Source organism: Inhella sp. (assembly GCF_027532025.1).
Lineage (GTDB): Bacteria > Pseudomonadota > Gammaproteobacteria > Burkholderiales > Burkholderiaceae_C > Inhella.
On the sequence record NZ_JAPZSY010000030.1, the window covers coordinates 1 to 17185 of the forward strand.

Below are 17185 nucleotides of genomic sequence, written 5' to 3' on the forward strand. Positions count from 1 at the left end.
CGAGTTCTTTGCCGTGGCCAGCGAGGTGTTTTTTGAGCAAGGGGCGGCGATGGCGGCGCGGCACCCGGCGTTGTACGCGGTGCTGCGGGGCTTTTACGGGGTGGACAGCGATTCCTGGGCGCCTTGACGGGCCGTGGTCCCGCGGCTCGGCGGGGCTCCGAAAGCGCTTGATGGGCGCAATAAATCACTGAATACTGCAGGCCAACCGGTCGGGTGGGAGACGGATCGGGCATCCTTGGCTTGCGCCCAGGGTGTCGATGGCCGGCCGCGGGGCACTGCACTGACGAAAACGGGAGGTGAGGATGGACCCGGACAAACCCTCAACGACGGCGCCGGTGGCGCCCGTTCCGGCCGTGCCCTGTGTGCTGTTCGTGGACGACGAGCCTTCCATCTTGAACGCGTTGCGTCGGGTCGTGCGGCCCGCGGGGTACCGCATCCTGATCGCCGAGGGCGGCGAGGCCGGTCTGGCGCTGCTGGCGCAAGAGTCCGTGGACTTGGTGGTGTCCGACATGCGGATGCCCGGCATGGACGGCGCACAGTTCCTGCAAGAGGTGCGCCGGCGGTGGCCCAAGATTCAGCGCGTGTTGTTGACCGGGTATGCCGACATCGGCTCCACCATCGCGGCCATCAACTTGGGCGAGATTCACCGCTACATCGCCAAGCCGTGGGACGACCAGGAGCTGTTGCTGGCCCTGCGAGAGGGCTTGGCGCGCCGCGAGCTGGAGCGCGAAAACGAGCGCCTGCAGGCGCTGACGCAGCAGCAGAACGAGGAGCTGACGCGCGTCAATGCCAGCCTGGAGGCCCGCGTGAAGGCCCGCACGGCCGAGATCGAACAGATCAACGCCATGCTGGAGCAGGCCTACGGCGAGCTGGAGCGGAACTTCCTGCTCTCGATGGACGTGTTCGCCGGTTTGCTGGAATTGCGGCAGCAGGGCGCCGCAGGGTATTGCCGCAAGGTGGCGAACTTGGCCAAGGCGGTGGCGGCGGCGCTGAAGTTGTCGCCCTCGGAACAGCAAGATGTGTTCGTGGCCGGCTTGCTGCACGAGGTGGGCAAGATCAGCCTGCCGGACCAGCTGCTCGGCCGGCCGTTGTCGACCCTCAACGCCGAAGAGCAGACCCGGGTGAGGCGGCATGTGCTAGCGGCCGAGTCGGCGTTGATGCCGCTGGCCGCTTTGCAGCGCGTGGCCCGCTTGGTGCGCATGCAGCACGAGCGCGTGGATGGGCATGGCGGCCCCGATGGCTTGCAGGGCGACGACCTGCCGCTGGCCGCGCAGGCGCTGGGCGTGGCGGTTGAGTACCAGGCCATGGTCCATGGTCGGCTGAGCGTCAAGCCCCCTTCGCCCAAGGAGGCGCAGCGCATCGTGGCTGGTTTCAAGGGCACCCACTACCGGGCCGAGGTCACCGAGGCCTTCCTGGCGGTCGTGGAGTCGATGAATACGGCCGATGACGATCGTCAGATCGACGCCGTTGAGTTGCGGCCTGGCATGGTGCTGGCCCGCGACTTGCTCAGCGCCAAGGGCAACCTGTTGTTGGCGGCGGGCTATCGCTTCGACGAGCGGGTGGTCCGGCAGATTCACGAGTACGTGCGCCGCGAGGGCAGCCGGCTGAGCCTGTACATCAAGCCGTTCGACGCCGCCGCCGCCCCAGGGGCGGCGCGTGGTGTGGCGGCACCCGAAACCACGGTATGAAGGAGTCGAGCATGGACCCCCTGCGACTGCTGTTGGTGGACGACGAGCCGCACATCCTCAGTGCGTTGGCCCGGCAACTGCGCTACCACTTCAGAAACGACCCGCGCGGCATCGTGGTGGAGACGGCCAACAGCCCCGCCGCCGCGCTGACGATGATGGAAGAGCGCGCTTATGCGGTGGTGGTGTCGGACTACCGCATGCCCGAGATCACGGGGGTGGAGGTGCTCAGCCGCATGCGCACCGCCCAGCCGCATTGCACCCGCATCATGCTCTCCGGCCAAGTCGACCAAGAGGGCTTGACGCGGGCCATCAACGCCGCGCACGTGCATCGGTTCCTGGCCAAGCCGTGGACCGAGTCGGCCCTGATGGAGGCCGTGGATGAAGCGCTCGAGCAGCATCGGGTGGCCTGCCAAGACCAAGAACTGCTCGAAGCGGCCAAGGTGGAGGCGGGCCACATGAGCCCGCAAGAGGCGGAGCGCCTGCGCCTGGAGCGCTTGGAGCCTGGATTGACGCAAGTGGAGTTCGACAGCGACGGGGCTTACGTGTTGAAGGCCTGAGCATGAGCGCCAACGTTCATCCCTGGCCCGCGCAAGCGGCGGCCCTGCCTCCGGCGATGCCGGCTTCGTTGGACCGCTGCGCCCGGGTGCTGGAGGCCGTCGGTGCGCCGACGCTGCTTCACGCGGGCGACAAGACCCTGCTGGCCAATGCCGCCATGCAGCGCTTGCTGGGTTACAGCTTGGCTGAGTTGCAGGCCATGCCGTTCGAGGCTTGGGCGGAGTCCGACCAGCAGGCGGCCCTGCGCCAGTACGGGCTGCGGGCGCTGGAGAGCAGCGACGAGCAGCCGGTGCTGGAGGTGCGGGTGCGCAGCGGCAGCGGGGCCATCCGCACGCTGGAGCTCACGGTCAAGCGTTTGTCAGAGGACGGCATCGACATGGTGCTGATGACGGCCCAGGACTTGAGCGACATGCAGTTCGTTCAGCAAAGCCTGATGGACGTCAGTCAAATGCTGCACCAGATCGTCGACAACGACCCGGTGGCCACCTTCGTGCTGGATGCCAACCACCGCGTGACGCACTGGAACCGGGCTTGCGCCAGCCTGACCGGGCTGCAGGCCTACCAGGTGTTGGGCGGGTCCGAAGCCTGGCGGGCCTTTTACGACGAGGCTCGGCCCGTGTTGGGCGACTTGGTGATGGACGGCGTGGCCATCACCCAGGGGCCTGACCTGTACGAGCACCCGCTTCGACCCAGCGCCCTGACCGAAGGCGGCTGGGAGGCCGAGGCTTACGTGCCCAAGCTCCAGCGGTGGATCCAATCGTCGGCCTCGCCTCTGGTGGACATGGAAGGCCGGGTGTTCGGGGCCATCCAAACCGTGCAGGACGTGACCGACCGGCACGAGGCCGTGGAGGCGCTGCGCCGCCACCAACAGGCCCTGGAAGAGACCGTGGCGTCGCGCACCGCCGAGTTGTTGGTGTCCAACCACGACCTGGACGCCTTCATGGAAAACGCGCCGGTGGGCATCGCCACCAGCGAGGGCAAACGCGTGGGGCGTCACAACCTGATGTTCTCGCGCATGTTCGCCATCCCCGAGGGCGGCGCGACGGGCCTGAGCACGCGGGAGTTGTTCGACTCGGACGAGGCGTACGCCAGCTTCGTTCAACTGGCGCGCGAGACGCTGGCGCGCGGGCAATCGCTCAGCCACGAGGTGCAGATGCGCGCGCTCGACGGCAAGGCGCTGTGGGTTCAGGTCATCGCCTACGCAATTCCCGACATGAACGGCGGCCGCAAGGTGTGGTGGATCTTGCAGGACCGCTCCGACGTCATGCGGACCCAGCGCGAACTGGTGGAGAACTACCGCGCGCTCAAGGAAACCAACGAACGGCTGGCCGAGGCCCAGGGTCAGTTGCTGCAGTCCGAGAAGATGGCCTCCATCGGTCAGTTGGCGGCGGGCGTGGCGCACGAAATCAACAACCCCATCGGCTTTGTCACGAGCAATCTGGGGTCGATGAAGCGCTACGTTGAGGGCCTGCTGGCCCTGCTGCAGGCGCAGGAAGCCGGGCGTCCCCCGGAGGAACTGGCGCCCTTGCGCCAGGCGGCCGACATCGACTACGTGGCCGAAGACCTGCCGCAACTCATCAAGGAGAGCGAGGACGGCTTGGCGCGGGTGAAAAAGATCGTCCAGGACTTGAAGGATTTCAGCCGGGTCGATCAGTCGGAGTGGCAGGACGCCGACCTGCATGCGGGGCTGGACAGCACGCTGAACATGGTGCTGAACGAGGTCAAGTACAAGGCCCGGATCGACAAGGCCTATGGTGCGGTGCCGCCGGTTCGGTGTCTGGCGGGGCAGTTGAACCAGGTGTTCATGAACCTGATCGTCAATGCCGCCCACGCCATCCAGCGAGATGGGGTGATCACCCTGTCCACCGGCACCGAACAGCGCGAGGGCGCGGATTGGGCGTGGGTGGAGGTGCGCGACAACGGCTGCGGCATGAGCCCCGAGGTGCAGCGCCGCATCTTCGAGCCCTTCTTCACCACCAAGCCTGTGGGGCAGGGCACGGGCCTGGGCTTGTCGCTGTCTTTTTCCATCATCAAGAAGCACGGCGGCCACATCGACCTGCACTCCAACCCGGGCGACGGCACGCGGTTCAGGGTTTGGCTCCCCGTGCGCGGCCCGGAGGAGGCGAAGTGAACGTCACACAGAGGCGAGCGGCGGGTCGCGGTCGCGCGGCGCTTGGGGGTGGGCCGGCCTGCGCTTGGGGCCGGTCGGAGCCAGGGCTTCGTTCCACTAGGAGGTGGCCATGGAGGGCTTGAGATTCCTCTTCGTGGACGACGAGCCCCACATCCTGCAGGCGGTCTTGAGACAAGTCCGCCATCACTTTCGCGCCTGGTCTCCGCGCATCCAGGCCGATGTCGAGTCCGATCCGAGGCGCGCCATTGAACTCATCCGCAGCCGTCCGTACGCGGTGGTGGTGTCCGATTACCGCATGCCCGGGCTGACCGGGGTGGAGGTCCTGTCGGAGGCCCGCCAATGCCTGCCCACGGCCGCCAGGGTCATGCTGTCCGGGCAGGTGGACCGCGACGGCTTGGCCGCCGCCATCAACGCCGCCCAAGTCCATCGTTTTCTGGTGAAGCCCTGGTGCGACGCCGAGTTGATGGCGGCGCTGGAGGCCGGACTGGCGCACCACCAAACCGAGTGCCAACAGGCCCTTTCCACCGCGCCGCCATCGGCGCCGCCCGGTGCCGGTCAGCAGCAGGCGGCGGCGGTGTCCGATCCCGACGCCAACCGCCCGCCCGCGTGAACACCGGCGTCCCCCAGGGTGTGCTGCGCGATCCGCGCGGACCGACCCGCCTGCCGGAGGCGGTGAAGGCCCTGTTGGACGCGGTGGACGGACCGGTGCTGTTGCGCGGTGAGGGGCATTGGCTGTACGCCAACGCGGCGCTGCACCAAGGGGTGGGGGCCGATGCCCAGGTGGCCGCCCACTCGGTGTTGGCCGATTGCATGGACTTGGCCGACGAGCGCCGCTTGGCCGATTACGCCGACGCGGTGGTGCCGGCTCAAGCGGGGGCGGGGCGGGCGGTAGAGCTGCGGGTTCGGCACGCCCAGGGGGATTGGCGCCGCATGGCCTTCCGGGGGCGGCCCTGGCGCCACGGCGGGGGCGATTGGGTGCTGTTGACGGGCCTCGACCTGGGCCTTTGCACCCCCCTGCCCCCAGCGGCCCTGGACCCCGGCCAATTGCTGCACCAACTGCAGCAGCGCGACCCGGTGCCCACCTTCGTGATCGATGTCCAGGGTCGGGTGGCCTACTGGAACACCGCCTGCGAGCGCTTGACCGGCGTGGGCGCCAGCGAGATGCTGGGCGGCACCGAGCCCTGGCGGGCGTTTCATGCCGGGCCCAAGGCGATGCTGTCCCAGTGGGTGCTGGCGGGCGATGTGGGCAGCCGCGCCGCTGCGATCTTGGGCCCCACCTTGCGTCGATCGCCCGGCGACGCCGACGCCTGGCAGTTCGAGGCGCACTTTCCCCGCCTGGGGGTGGGTGGGCGCTGGCTGCAGGCCACGGCGGCGGCGCTGCGCGACGAGCAGGGCGAGGTGGTGGGCGTGGTCGAAACCTTGCTCGACGTGGGCGACCGGCGGCGGGCCGAAGACCATGTGCAGCGTCAGCGCGCCGACCTGGAGCAGCGGGTGGCCGATCGCACCGCCGAATTGCTGGTGACCCACCACGAACTGGAGGCCTTCATGGCCAATGCCCCGGTGGGCATCGTGGCCACCCGGGGGGTGCGGGTGGTGCGCAGCAACCGCATGTTTGCCCGCATGTTCGACCTCCCCGACAACGAGCCGCAGGCCTGGCGCTTGCGGCGCTTGTTCCCCACGGCGGCCGATTTCCAAGGTTTCGTCCGCTTGGCCCGGGACGCCTTGGCGCAGGGGAAGTCCTTCGTTCACGACGTGCGGGTTCGCACGGTGCACGGCAGCGACCTTTGGGTGCAGTGCATGGCCTACTTGGCGGACGGTTTGGACGGCCCGGCCCGGGTGTGGTGGCTGCTGCAAGACCGCACCGGCGTGATGCGAGCCCAGCGCGAGTTGGTGCACAACTTCCGGCTGCTGCAGCAAACGAACCAGCGCTTGGCCGAGGCGCAGAACCAACTGGTGCAGTCGGAAAAGATGGTTTCGCTGGGCCAGTTGGCGGCGGGCTTGGCGCACGAAATCAACAACCCCCTGGGTTTCGTGGCCAGCAACTTGGTGTCGCTGCGCCGCTATGCCCTGGGCCTGATCCGGCTCTTGCAGGCCCAGGATGCGGGCGCCGACCCGGCCACGTTGGCCGCGCTGCGCCACGAGGCCGACGTGGACTTCGTGGCGCAAGACCTGCCCGACTTGCTGGACCAGAGCGACGACGGTTTGGCCCGGGTCAAGAAGATCGTTCAGGACCTGAAAGACTTCAGCCGCGTGGATCAGTCCGATTGGCAGGACGCCGACCTCAACGCGGGCCTGGACAGCACCCTCAACATGGTGATGCACGAGGTCAAGTACAAGGCGCGCGTCGACAAGCAGTACGGTGCCCTGCCCTTGGTGTACTGCCTGGCCGGGCAACTGAACCAGGTGTTCATGAACCTCATCGTCAACGCCGCGCAGGCCATCGAGCGCGACGGGCTCATCACCCTGACAACCGGCACCGCCACCGTGGATGGGGCCGCCTGGGCGTGGGTGGACGTGCAGGACAACGGCGCGGGCATGAGCCCCGAGGTGCAGCGCCGCGTCTTCGAGCCGTTTTTCACCACCAAGCCGGTGGGGCAAGGCACCGGCCTGGGGCTGTCGTTGTCGTTTTCCATCGTGAAGAAGCACGGTGGACGCATCGAGCTCGACTCCGAGGCCGGCCGCGGCACCCGCTTCCGGGTGTGGGTGCCGGTGGCGGGCCCTCCCGCCACTGAGCCCCAGAGCGCCCCAGCCTGATTGGGGGCGCGGCTCAAGGGCGGGCCGGTGCCGAAGCGGCCGTGGGCGCCGCAGGCGGGGCATCCAGCAGGCTCTTGCCGCCGCGTGCCGCGCGGTGGCGGCTCACCAGCGCGTCCAGCGCTGCTGGGTCGGTGGGCAGCCGACCCGACCAATACACGGCATCGCCCAGGCGCAGGCGCTCGCTCATGATGCCCTTGGGCGCCGGGGGCGCCAGGCAGGCCGACCTCAGCATCAGTTCTTCGATGTTGTCGTCGATACCGTCCATCTCCAACTGCGCCATCGCCTCGGCGTGCCGCGCTCGGGCCTCCCAGGCCGGGCGCAGGGCGGGCTGGGCGCGGACCAGGGCGAAGGCGATGCGGGGCGAGAAGGTGTCGTTGGGCTTCAGGGCCCAAAGGCGCTCGGCCACGGCGGCGCATTGCCGCGCCAGAGGGGCCGACTCGGGTCGCCGGCAAGGCTTGAGCAGCTGGCCGACCTCAAACAAGGGCCAAGCGGCATGAAGGCCCACGAGGGCGATGTCTTGCGCCAAGGCGGCGGGGCTGCCCTCGGTGGGCGCTGGCACGCTGTGCAGGATTTGGAACACCGTGGTGAGGTGGGGCTCGTAGGCGGTGGCGCTCGCCAACGACTCCAGCCAGACGGCGGCGGGGCGCGGGTCGATGGCTTGCGCGTGCAGCAGGGCCACCATGTTGGTGGGTTCCAGCTCGCGCCACAAGCGCGTGGCTTGGGCCGAGGCTTCGCCGCGGAGCCGCTGGGCGGCCAGCGCCACGATCACCGGGTCGCGCGTGGCTTGGGCTTCGGCCAGCAGCTCGGCCTCGCGGCCCGCCAGCCACAGCCCCACGGCCCGCTCGCGGGGGCTGGCGCGCGCGGACAAGGCTTGGCTCAGGCGGCGCAGCAACTGGCTGCCTGCCGCCGCTTGGATGTCGTCGTCCACCAGCGGGCGAGGGGGGAGCTTCTCCAGCGCGGCGAGCCCGCCTTGGCGCAGCGCCTCGCGCGCCGGCTGCATGGCCGCGCACCATTCGCGGTCGAAGGCCGCCCAATCGGCTTCGCTCATCACCGGCTTCAGGCGCGGCTGCTGGCTGGCGGGGGCAGCGCTGGCTGGCTCGGCCGCCGCTGCCATGCCTTCCGGTCGGTCGCCGTGCGCGGCGACTGCGGCTTGTTGGGCCGGGCCGGGCGTCTGGGGCGTGGCCGAGGCGCCATCGGGGGTGGCGCGGGCGGGCTCGGCCGGGCGGCCCAGCCACGCCAGCCAGGCCAGCGCCACAGCCGCCAGCACCAACAAGAGCAGGCGCAGGATCCAGGGGCGAGAGGGCATGCGGGTTTGTGGGTGTCTGGACGGTGGGGCGCGCATGTTCTCACCGCGATGCCCGTCGCGCGGTGGCGGTTCGGGGTTTGCCTGGGGTCGCTTTCGTCAGGGCGGGCGGCGAGTTTCTATCCTGCGGGCATGAAGCCTCTGCACACCCTCGTTCCCCTGAGCGCGGCCTTGCTGCTCGCCCTGTCCCCCGCCGCCTGGGCCAACGAAGCGGCTGCGGCCAAGAAGTGGAACGTCAACCAACCCCCCGGCACCGCCAAGACGGTGACGCTCGACACCCGCACCGGCACCTGGATGAGCGTGGACGTCAGCCCCGATGGCAAGACGGTGGTGTTCGACCTGCTGGGCGACCTGTACGTGATGCCCATCACCGGCGGCCCGGCCAAGGCGCTCACGCACTCCATCGCCTGGGAGATGCAGCCCCGCTTCAGCCCCGACGGCAAGCAGATCGCTTTTGTGAGCGACGCCGGCGGCGGCGAGAACGTGTGGGTGATGGACGCCGACGGCAGCAACGCCCGCGCCATCAGCACCGAGGACTATCGGCTCATGAACAACCCGGTGTGGCACCCCAACGGGCGTTACATCGCGGCGCGCAAGCACTACACCGGCACCCGCTCGGCTGGCTCGGGCGAGATCTGGCTGTACCACCTGGACGGCGGCAAGGGCGTGCAGCTCAACGAAAAGCCCAACTGGCAAAAGGACCTGGGCGAGCCGGCGATTTCGCCCGACGGCCGCCACCTGTACTACTCGATGGACGCCACCCCCGGCCGCACCTTTGAGTACAACAAAGACAGCAACAAAGAGATCTTCCGCATCGTGCGGCAAGACCTGAAGGACGGCAGCAGCGAGCCCTTCGTCACCGGCCCCGGCGGCGCCATCCGGCCCACGCCCTCGCCCGACGGCAAGCACCTGGCCTTCATCCGCCGCCAGCGCCAGGCCGACGGCACGCAGGCCAGCATGCTGTACCTCAAGGACCTGAAGTCCGGCGCCGAGCGTGCCGTGTGGGGCCCGCTGGAGCGGGACATGCAAGAGGCCTGGTCGGTGCAGGGCGTGTACCCCGGCATCGCCTGGATGCCGGGCAGCCGCGAGATGGTCGTCTGGGCCCGCGGCCAGATCTGGCGCGTGGACGTCAACCAGGGCACGGCCGCCGCCATCCCCTTCCATGTGCAAGACACCCGCGAGGTGCGCGAGCCCCTGCGCGTGCAGCAAGACGTGGCGCCCGATCGCTTTGACGTGCGCCAGCTGCGCTGGGTGAACACCTCGCCCGACGGCAAGCAGGCCGTGTACTCGGCCCTGGGGCAGCTTTACGTGAAGGATTTGCCCAACGGAACGCCCCGCCGCCTGACGAACCAGAACGAGCACTTCGAGCTCTTCCCCTCGTTCTCGCGCGACGGCAAGTCCCTCGTCTACAGCACCTGGCACGACGAGAAGCTGGGCGACGTGCGCGTGCGCAACCTGGCCACCGGCAAGGAGGTGGTGGTGACGCAAGAGCGCGGCAAGTTCGTGGCCCCGCGCCTGTCGCCCGATGGCCAGCAGGTCGCCTACGTCAAGGCCCGCGGCGGCTACCTGACCACGCCCTGGCAAGGGCTGGGCACCGGGGTGTTCACCGTCGCGGCCGATGGCAGCGGCAAGCTCACGCGCATCAGCAAAGACGGCGAAGCGCCGCAGTGGGGCGCCGACGCCAGCAGCCTGTACCTGACGCGAACCACCTACCCGAGCGAGGTCGACATGCTGCGCACCCTGGTGCGCATCGACCTGGCCACGCGCGAAGAAACCCCCGTGGCCAAGAGCGACTTCGCCAGCGAGTACGCCGTCTCGCCCGACGGCCAGTGGCTGGGCTTTGTGGAGCGCTTCCACACCTACGTCACCCCCATGCCGCAGACGGCCAAGCTGGTGAGCGTGGGCCCCAAGATGGACGCGCTGCCCGTGCGCCAGCTGGACGTGAACGCCGGCGAGTATTTGCACTGGTCGGGCGACAGCGGCACCCTGCGCTACAGCCTGGGCGACGAGCTGTTCAGCATCCCCGTGGGCGCCGCCTACGCCAAGGACTTCAAGCGCCCCGAGCAGGGCCTGAAGATCGGCTTCCAACAGGCCGCCGACAAGCCCCAAGGCGCCACCGCCTTCGTGGGCGGCCGCATCGTCACCATGAAGGGCGACGAGGTCATCGACGGCGGCGTGCTCGTGGTCTAGGGCGACCGCATCGTGGCCGTGGGCCGCCAGGGCGAGGTCGGCATCCCGGCCGGCGCGCAGGTGGTCGACGCCAAGGGCAAGACCCTGGTGCCCGGCTTCATCGACGCCCACTGGCACGGCGCCATGGCCGAGACGCAGTTCATCCCGCAGCAAAGCTGGGTCAACTACGCCAGCCTGGCCTTCGGCGTCACGGCGCTGCACGACCCCAGCAACCGCACCAGCGACATCCACACCGCCGCCGAGATGCAGCGCGCCGGCCGCATCAACGGCCCGCGCATCTTCAGCACCGGCACCATCCTGTACGGCGCCAAGGCCGACATCACGGCCGTGGTCAACAGCCTCGACGACGCGCTCACCCACCTCAAGCGCCTCAAGGCCGCCGGGGCCATCAGCGTCAAGAGCTACAACCAGCCGCGTCGCGAGCAGCGCCAGCAGGTGCTGGAGGCCGCCCGCCAAACCAACATGATGGTGGTGCCCGAGGGCGGCTCGCTGTTCCAGGCCAACATGACCATGGTGGTCGACGGCCACACCACCGTGGAGCACGCGCTGCCTGTGGCCAAGGTGTACGACGACGTCAAGCAGCTTTGGGGCCAGAACGGCGTGGGCTACACGCCCACGCTGAACGTGGGCTACGGCGGCCTGGACGGCGAGCACTACTGGTACGCCAACACCGAGGTGTGGAAGCACCCCATCCTCAGCCAGTTCGTGCCGCGCAGCGTGCTCGAGCCGCGCGCCGTGCGCCGGCTGACCGCGCCCGCCGAGGACTTCAACATCATCCAAGTGGCCAAAACCGCCACCGAGATGCAGCGCGCCGGCATCAAGACCAGCATCGGCGCCCACGGCCAGCGCGAGGGCCTGGGCACCCACTGGGAGATTTGGATGTTCGCCCTGGGCGGCATGACCCCCATCGAAGCCTTGCGCACCGCCACCCTGAACCCCGCCCAGGTGCTGGGCCTGGACAAAGACCTGGGCTCGCTCGAGGTGGGCAAGCTGGCCGACGTGGTGGTCATCGACGGCGATGTACTCAAGGACATCCGCCAGAGCGACCGCATCCGCTACGTCATGCAAGGCGGCCGCCTGTTCGACGTGCCCACCATGAACGAAGTCGGCGCGCGCCCCAAGGCCCGCAAGCCCTTCTTCTTCGAAGGTGCGGCGCGCGACGTGGCGGTGGACGAGCACGCGCTGGACGACGCGTCGGGCTATGGGCACGTGTGTAAGCACTAAAACGCTCGGCGCTGCCGCGCTGCTCACACTCCTTCTCGCCGCCTGCGGCGGCGGGGGCGGTGGCAGCGCGCCGGCTCCCACGCCCGCGCCGCCGCCAGTCCAGCAGACCGAGGGCTCGCTGGACGACCCCACGGTCTACAGCAGCGGGGCCGATGCCTCGCTGGCCAGTGCGCTCGAAGCCGCGGCCGTCACGCCGCGCAACCTCGTGCTGGGCGGGCAGCGGGTGGACTACACCGCCACCGCCGGCCACCTCATCGCCCGCGAACCCGACGGCGCGCAGCGCGCCCAGGCCAAGTTCTTCTACGTGGCCTACACGCTCAACGGCGCCAACCCCGCCACGCGCCCCGTCACCTTCTTCTACAACGGCGGCCCCGGCTCGGCCAGCGTGTGGCTGCACCTGGGCTCCTACGGCCCGAGGCGCCTCGCCACCGGCGCGCCCAGCACCACGGGCCCGCAAGACTTCCCCCTCGTCGACAACGCCGACACCCTGCTGCCGCAGACCGACCTCGTCTTCGTCAACGCCATCAGCACCGGGCGCTCGCAGGCCATCGCGCCTTTCAGCAACCGCAGCTTCTGGGGCGTGGACGCCGACGCCGCCGTGTTCCGCGACTTCGTGCGCCGCTACCTCGACGTGAACCAGCGCAACGCCTCGCCCAAGTTCCTCTTCGGCGAAAGCTACGGCGGCCCGCGCACCGCCGTGCTGGCCCGCCGCCTGCAAGACGCCGGCGTGCTGCTCGACGGCCTGGTGCTCCAGTCCCCGGCCCTGGACTACAACAGCAACTGCGACATCGGCACCGCGCCCACCATCGCCTGCACCGGCTACGTGCCCAGCTACGCCGCCACGGGTGCTTGGTTCGCCCTCAGCCGCCCCGTGCCTACCGACCTCGGCGCCTGGGTCACCCAAGTCCGCCAGTTCGCCAGCACCCGCTACGCCCCAGCGGTGCAAAGCTTCCTGAGCCAGGGCAGCGTGCCGGCCGACCTGCCGCCGCTGCTGGCCGACTGGACCGGCCTGCCCGCCGCCCAGTGGCAAAGCCAGTTCAACCTGCCACCCGGCCCCTACCGCAGCCGCCTGCTGCCCGGCCAACTGCTGGGCCGCTACGACGCCCGCATGGCCGCGCCGAGTGGCAGCTTCCTGGCCGCCGAGGGCGATCCCAGCAGCACCTTCATCAGCGGCGGCTTTGCCCGCGGCATCGACCGCTACCTGCGCGACGAGCTTCGCTACCGCAACGCGTCCACCTACGTCGTGCTCAGCAACGCCATCCAGCAGTGGGACTTCCGGCACGCCGGCCGCAACCTGCCCGACACCGTGCCCGACCTCGCCGCCGCGCTGGCGCAAAACCCCCGCCTGCGCATCCTGGCCGTCAACGGCGTGCACGACCTGGCCACGCCCTTCCACACCACCGAGCTCGACCTGGCCCGCCTCGCCTCCGACCGCGTGCAGGTGAGCAACCACGCCGGCGGCCACATGAGCTACCTGGACGACACCAGCCGCCCCGCCCAGCGCGCCGCGCTGGCGCAGTTCTACGCCCAGGTGCTGGCCACCCGCCCCGCCAGCGCCACGCCCGAGCGGCAAGCCCAAGCCGCCCGCGAACGGCCCCCGGCCGACCGTGTGGGCGTGTGGCCGCCGCAGGCCCAGGCGCCGGTGGCGCCGGAGCCGGCGGTGCAGGGTGTGCTGTGCGACCCTTGCGTGCCGCCTAGGCGCTGACAGCGGAACCTCAGGCCACGCTTAGGTCACTCCCAAGACGGCAAGAGGCGCATTGGGGCTGGGGATGTCGTTGCACACGATGTCGCACAGCGCGCCACGTTAGGCAGTGGTGACCATCTCCATCAGCACGACCGCGATGACCGAAGGTCCATCCACTTCAATCCTGGCCTGCGGAAGTGAGGTTGCTCCGTACCGAGCGGTCTGGCTGGCGGCGCACAGAGGCGACCACAACCAGTGCGACGCCAAGTACAAGCACAGAGGCAAGACCCTTTGTGAGCACAAAGGCAAGCACCTGGAGATCAAGATCGTTGGCATACAGATCAGGCAATGGATTTGTGGCCAATGAAGCCATCGTTCTGCTGATGTCGTACCAGCCGTACAGCAGCACCGAAGCCAGCCAAAGAGTGAGCACAGCGACCAAGGCTTTGGTTCGTGTCATTCCAGTTCCTAAGTGTTGGTGGCGGATCGTTGACGCGCGTCACAGCCCCGGAGTAAGGATGCGCGTCATCACGAGTTGCCAGGCAATGGGGCCTGACTTGGTGATGAGCCGTGGGGTCGCTGCACGCGGTACTCCGTCCTGCTGTCCAGTGGCGGCTGGTGACGAGCATGGCGCGCCATGCCGGTGGATTCGACGCCCCGACTTCAGCACGGCCTCACTCCCAAGACGGCAGTCGAAAGTCCGTCGCCAGCGGCAGTGCTAGTCGCAGCCAAGCAAATCGCGGCCTCGTCCATTCGGTGCGGCAGCGCAATGGGGTCAGGTGCCGTGAATCGCAGGAACTCAGCTGGCAGGGTGCTCTCCTTGGGCTGATGCATCAACAGTTCGGGCGCCGGCCCAAGGTCACACGTAGCGGGCAGAGGGCGGGAACCTATGCCGCACTCAGCCGCCACAAGCCGTGCGGATTGAAGAAGGGCTCATCGGCCGCGTGTCTTGCGTCTGCCTCCAACTGGATGCGGTAGCGCGGGGCGGTGCTCGTGAGGCTGAACGTGTGTTGGTCGGCGAGCACGGGCGTGTCGGTCAGGCGCCAATGGTTGAACTGGTTCATCAGTTCAGCGGCGGCCTCTGGGGGCAGCGTGCGCGGCACCTCGCAGTCCGGCAGGGAGAAGTTGTGCATGCCGCACGAGTAGTAGTGGTCGCGGTCTGCGACCAGTGTGACGGCGGCGGCGTACAAGTCGAAAGCGGTCCCGGACACCAACTCGCGCCAGCGCTCCCACGTGTGGGCAACGCCGGCCGATTCGACCTTGATTGCCAGGCCCCCCACGCCCTCCAAGAGCTTGGTGAACTTGGCGACCTTAGTCCGTTCCTCCAACAGACGCGGAGGGGCGCGGAGGTAAGCGACGCTGACATGGCGGTCGACGGCCGCCAGCACCGCCTCCGTGAGCTTGCCTTGCCCGGCCAGCTCAAAGGCGCGCCTGATCTGCGGATCTCGGGGGTGCACTTCGAGCCCGACCTGCTCCTTCTCTTGCATGTCCGCCAACACCATGCCGGCAAACATGAACCGTCCCTTGGGCTCGTGAGTGACCACGCGTCGAATGAAATCGGAACGGTCGGCCCATCCCCCAGGGATGCAGAAGATGGCTTCGGTGACGGGCACTTGCTGGGCCATGGTGGTCTTGGTGAGCAAGGAAGCTGTCGCGCTCGTTGTGATGACGCCAAGTGCGGTGCGCCTGGAAGTGTTCATGGGACCTGGTCGCATTGATGGCGATGGATGTGACCCCTCGCGGCTTGGGGGTCAGCGAGTCGAGACCGCGTTGGATTGCCCTTCAATGGCCACCATTTTGACGAGCCAGCATCGAGGCATTCGCAGCGAGCCTTCGAGACTTGCACTTGGCGTTGTCGGTGACGAGCGTGGTGCTCCTGGTCGCTAAGCGGGGCCCCACACGAGCCGGACCTCGACAAACCGCCGGTGGCTCGCTTCCGTTCCCCAACGCTCGACCGATACGTAAGGCGGCGGCTCCATGCCATCCGGGACGGGAATCTCTTCGGACGGCTTTGGCGTCGCGCTCCCTGCGGCGGCCCGCCGCAGCGCCTTCTCGGCCTTCACCAAGTCGAACACTGTGGCTGCCCTCGTCGAAGCCAGCGCCGCCAGCGCATCGGCCGCCAGTCGGTAGGCGCCGCGAGCGTCAGCGGTCGCGAGCCATGGGCCCTTCGTTTCATAGCGAATCGCCATCACGACGTACTCACAGCCGCTGAGGTTGACTTGCAGCTTGCCACCGCCCTTCAGCTGCACGACCTCGCGGGTTTCCCGCGCGCTGGGCATCGCGAAGGTGTGCGACACAACCGAGCGCGGCTGAGCGGTGATCAACTGGCTGGGCGCTGCGAGCGGGCATTCGTCGGCCATCGCCGGCCGGTGGTGCAAGGCCAGCAGCAGCGCGATGAACCCGCCGGCTCGCAATGCCAGGCTAGGACCAAGGGCAGCCCCTTGCCGTCCAGTGCTAGTTCGAACCATGGCTCAGCACGCGTTGGTACACCTGCAAATCCCCCGCTGAGAAGCAGCAAAACACCACCTCCTCCAGCGAGTCGATCTCCGCCACCGCGGCCTTCACCGTTGACACCGCGACCTCGGCCGCCAGCTCGATCGGGTAGCCGTAGATGCCTGTGCTGATGCTGGGGAAGGCGATCGAGCGACAGCCCTTTTGGGCGGCGAGGGCCAGCGACTTTTCGTAGCAAGACTTCAGCAGCGCGGGCTCGCCGTGCTCGCCGCCGCGCCACACCGGGCCCACCGTGTGAACGATGAACATCGCCGGCAGGCGGTACCCCTTCGTGAGCTTGGCCTCGCCCGTTTTGCAGCCGCCGAGCAAGCGGCATTCGTGCAAGAGGTCAGGCCCCGCGGCGCGGGGGGGGGCGCCCGCCCCGCCCCCCCCCCCGAGCAGCGACCACATCGCCGCGTTGACGATGGCGTCGACGGCCAGGGTGGTGATGTTGGCTTGAGCGGCGCGGAGTTGGGCAGGCATGTCAGGGCTCATGGGGTCTGGAATCAGGTGGGGCCTCGGCGGCGCCGCGTCATCGATTTCGACTCACTCCCACGACGGCAAGCGAAAGTCCGTCGCCAGCGCCAGCAGCCGCAGCCCGCTGGCCAGCCCCGCGCCCATCAGCAGCACCGCGCCTTCGGGCCAGCCCAGGGCTTGGGCGCCCACCACGGCCCAGCCGCCCAGGAAGGCGCAAACGGCGTAGGGCCGGTGGTCGTGGAAGGCGCTGGGGATGTCGTTGCACACGATGTCGCGCAGCACGCCGCCGCACACGGCGGTGATCACGCCCATCACCACCGCCACGATGGCCGGCTGGCCCATGGCCAGCGCCAGCTGCGTGCCGGTGGCGGTGAACAGGCCCAGGCCCAGGGCGTCGGGCCATTGCATGGCGCGCTCGGTCACGACAAGGAGTCGGCGCGGCTGAGGGGCCGCCTGACCCTCTGCCGCGTCGACTCCTAGGTGCCGCTTGCGCAAGAACAGCATCGCCCCCAGGCACAGCAGCACCAAGGCCCACAGCCAGTTGGCGTGCTCCACCCAGAAGAAGGGGCGGCGGTCCAGCAGCACGTCGCGCAGCGTGCCGCCGCCAAAAGCGGCTAGGCCGGCCACCACGATGAGGCCCACGGCGTCCAGCTTTTTCCGCGCGCCGGCCAACAGGCCCGACAGGGCGA

15 protein-coding genes are annotated in these 17185 nt (G+C 68.9%); 9 read left to right on the top strand and 6 right to left on the bottom strand.

Features of this window, described 5'->3' with window-relative positions; all coding sequences use genetic code 11:
• The first annotated feature begins 13 nt into the window (after positions 1 to 13).
• From O9335_RS05645 to O9335_RS05670, 6 genes are all read left to right on the top strand, one after another.
• The gene (locus O9335_RS05645; RefSeq protein WP_298384869.1) at positions 14 to 127 is read left to right on the top strand and encodes a hypothetical protein; all 114 of its coding nucleotides are present in this window, start codon (positions 14 to 16) and stop codon (positions 125 to 127) included.
• Between the two features lie 175 nt (positions 128 to 302).
• Complete coding sequence (locus O9335_RS05650; protein ID WP_298384827.1) at positions 303 to 1688, top strand: HD domain-containing phosphohydrolase; 1386 nt, start codon at positions 303 to 305, stop codon at positions 1686 to 1688.
• Positions 1689 to 1699: 11 nt separating this feature from the next.
• Positions 1700 to 2245: a response regulator gene (locus O9335_RS05655; RefSeq protein WP_298384830.1), complete on the top strand. Its 546-nt coding sequence runs from the start codon at positions 1700 to 1702 to the stop codon at positions 2243 to 2245.
• A gap of 2 nt (positions 2246 to 2247) precedes the next feature.
• The gene (locus tag O9335_RS05660; protein ID WP_298384833.1) at positions 2248 to 4374 is read left to right on the top strand and encodes a PAS domain S-box protein; all 2127 of its coding nucleotides are present in this window, start codon (positions 2248 to 2250) and stop codon (positions 4372 to 4374) included.
• 109 nt (positions 4375 to 4483) lie between these two features.
• Complete coding sequence (locus tag O9335_RS05665; protein ID WP_298384836.1) at positions 4484 to 4984, top strand: response regulator; 501 nt, start codon at positions 4484 to 4486, stop codon at positions 4982 to 4984.
• The gene (locus O9335_RS05670) at positions 4981 to 7128 is read left to right on the top strand and encodes an ATP-binding protein (RefSeq protein WP_298384839.1); all 2148 of its coding nucleotides are present in this window, start codon (positions 4981 to 4983) and stop codon (positions 7126 to 7128) included. Before O9335_RS05665 ends, O9335_RS05670 begins: the two co-directional genes overlap by 4 nt.
• Positions 7129 to 7141: 13 nt before the next feature.
• Here O9335_RS05670 and O9335_RS05675 read toward each other — a convergent pair whose 3' ends face one another.
• Positions 7142 to 8434, bottom strand: coding sequence for a hypothetical protein (locus tag O9335_RS05675; protein WP_298384842.1), 1293 nt, complete (start codon positions 8432 to 8434; stop codon positions 7142 to 7144).
• Between the two features lie 129 nt (positions 8435 to 8563).
• On the opposite strand from O9335_RS05675, the gene O9335_RS05680 reads away from it, so the two are divergent.
• The 3 genes from O9335_RS05680 to O9335_RS05690 are packed head-to-tail and all read left to right on the top strand — an operon-like array spanning position 8564 to position 13550.
• Positions 8564 to 10621 carry a hypothetical protein gene (locus O9335_RS05680; RefSeq protein WP_298384845.1) on the top strand — a complete coding sequence of 686 codons (2058 nt, stop codon included), beginning with the start codon at positions 8564 to 8566 and terminating at the stop codon, positions 10619 to 10621.
• Positions 10622 to 10633: 12 nt separating this feature from the next.
• Complete coding sequence (locus O9335_RS05685) at positions 10634 to 11845, top strand: amidohydrolase family protein (RefSeq protein WP_298384849.1); 1212 nt, start codon at positions 10634 to 10636, stop codon at positions 11843 to 11845.
• Positions 11823 to 13550 carry a peptidase S10 gene (locus tag O9335_RS05690; protein WP_298384852.1) on the top strand — a complete coding sequence of 576 codons (1728 nt, stop codon included), beginning with the start codon at positions 11823 to 11825 and terminating at the stop codon, positions 13548 to 13550. The genes O9335_RS05685 and O9335_RS05690 overlap by 23 nt, the downstream gene beginning before the upstream one ends.
• 157 nt (positions 13551 to 13707) lie before the next feature.
• On the opposite strand, the gene O9335_RS05695 is transcribed toward O9335_RS05690, so the two are convergent.
• From O9335_RS05695 to O9335_RS05715, 5 genes are all read right to left on the bottom strand, one after another.
• Complete coding sequence (locus O9335_RS05695) at positions 13708 to 13989, bottom strand: hypothetical protein (protein ID WP_298384855.1); 282 nt, start codon at positions 13987 to 13989, stop codon at positions 13708 to 13710.
• A gap of 427 nt (positions 13990 to 14416) precedes the next feature.
• Positions 14417 to 15172, bottom strand: a complete 756-nt coding sequence (locus O9335_RS05700) for a hypothetical protein (RefSeq protein WP_298384858.1) — start codon at positions 15170 to 15172, stop codon at positions 14417 to 14419.
• 240 nt (positions 15173 to 15412) lie between these two features.
• Positions 15413 to 15889, bottom strand: a complete 477-nt coding sequence (locus O9335_RS05705) for a hypothetical protein (protein WP_298384860.1) — start codon at positions 15887 to 15889, stop codon at positions 15413 to 15415.
• A gap of 94 nt (positions 15890 to 15983) precedes the next feature.
• Positions 15984 to 16502 (bottom strand): O-acetyl-ADP-ribose deacetylase, encoded by a 519-nt coding sequence (locus O9335_RS05710; protein ID WP_298384863.1) that lies wholly within the window; start codon positions 16500 to 16502, stop codon positions 15984 to 15986.
• A 63-nt stretch (positions 16503 to 16565) separates the two neighbouring features.
• On the bottom strand, positions 16566 to 17185 hold a 620-nt coding region (locus O9335_RS05715; RefSeq protein WP_298384866.1), incomplete at its 5' end, for a trimeric intracellular cation channel family protein.

Excerpts from the sequence above, each read along its gene's own strand:
- O9335_RS05695 (WP_298384855.1), bottom strand. The coding sequence starts at position 13,989 with ATGACACGAACCAAAGCCTTGGTCGCTGTGCTCACTCTTTGGCTGGCT.
- O9335_RS05665 (WP_298384836.1), top strand. The coding sequence starts at position 4,484 with ATGGAGGGCTTGAGATTCCTCTTCGTGGACGACGAGCCCCACATCCTG.
- O9335_RS05660 (WP_298384833.1), top strand. The coding sequence starts at position 2,248 with ATGAGCGCCAACGTTCATCCCTGGCCCGCGCAAGCGGCGGCCCTGCCT.
- O9335_RS05675 (WP_298384842.1), bottom strand. The coding sequence starts at position 8,434 with ATGCCCTCTCGCCCCTGGATCCTGCGCCTGCTCTTGTTGGTGCTGGCG.
- O9335_RS05710 (WP_298384863.1), bottom strand. The coding sequence starts at position 16,502 with ATGCCTGCCCAACTCCGCGCCGCTCAAGCCAACATCACCACCCTGGCC.
- O9335_RS05705 (WP_298384860.1), bottom strand. The coding sequence starts at position 15,889 with ATGGCCGACGAATGCCCGCTCGCAGCGCCCAGCCAGTTGATCACCGCT.
- O9335_RS05680 (WP_298384845.1), top strand. The coding sequence starts at position 8,564 with ATGAAGCCTCTGCACACCCTCGTTCCCCTGAGCGCGGCCTTGCTGCTC.
- O9335_RS05650 (WP_298384827.1), top strand. The coding sequence starts at position 303 with ATGGACCCGGACAAACCCTCAACGACGGCGCCGGTGGCGCCCGTTCCG.
- O9335_RS05655 (WP_298384830.1), top strand. The coding sequence starts at position 1,700 with ATGGACCCCCTGCGACTGCTGTTGGTGGACGACGAGCCGCACATCCTC.
- O9335_RS05690 (WP_298384852.1), top strand. The coding sequence starts at position 11,823 with ATGGGCACGTGTGTAAGCACTAAAACGCTCGGCGCTGCCGCGCTGCTC.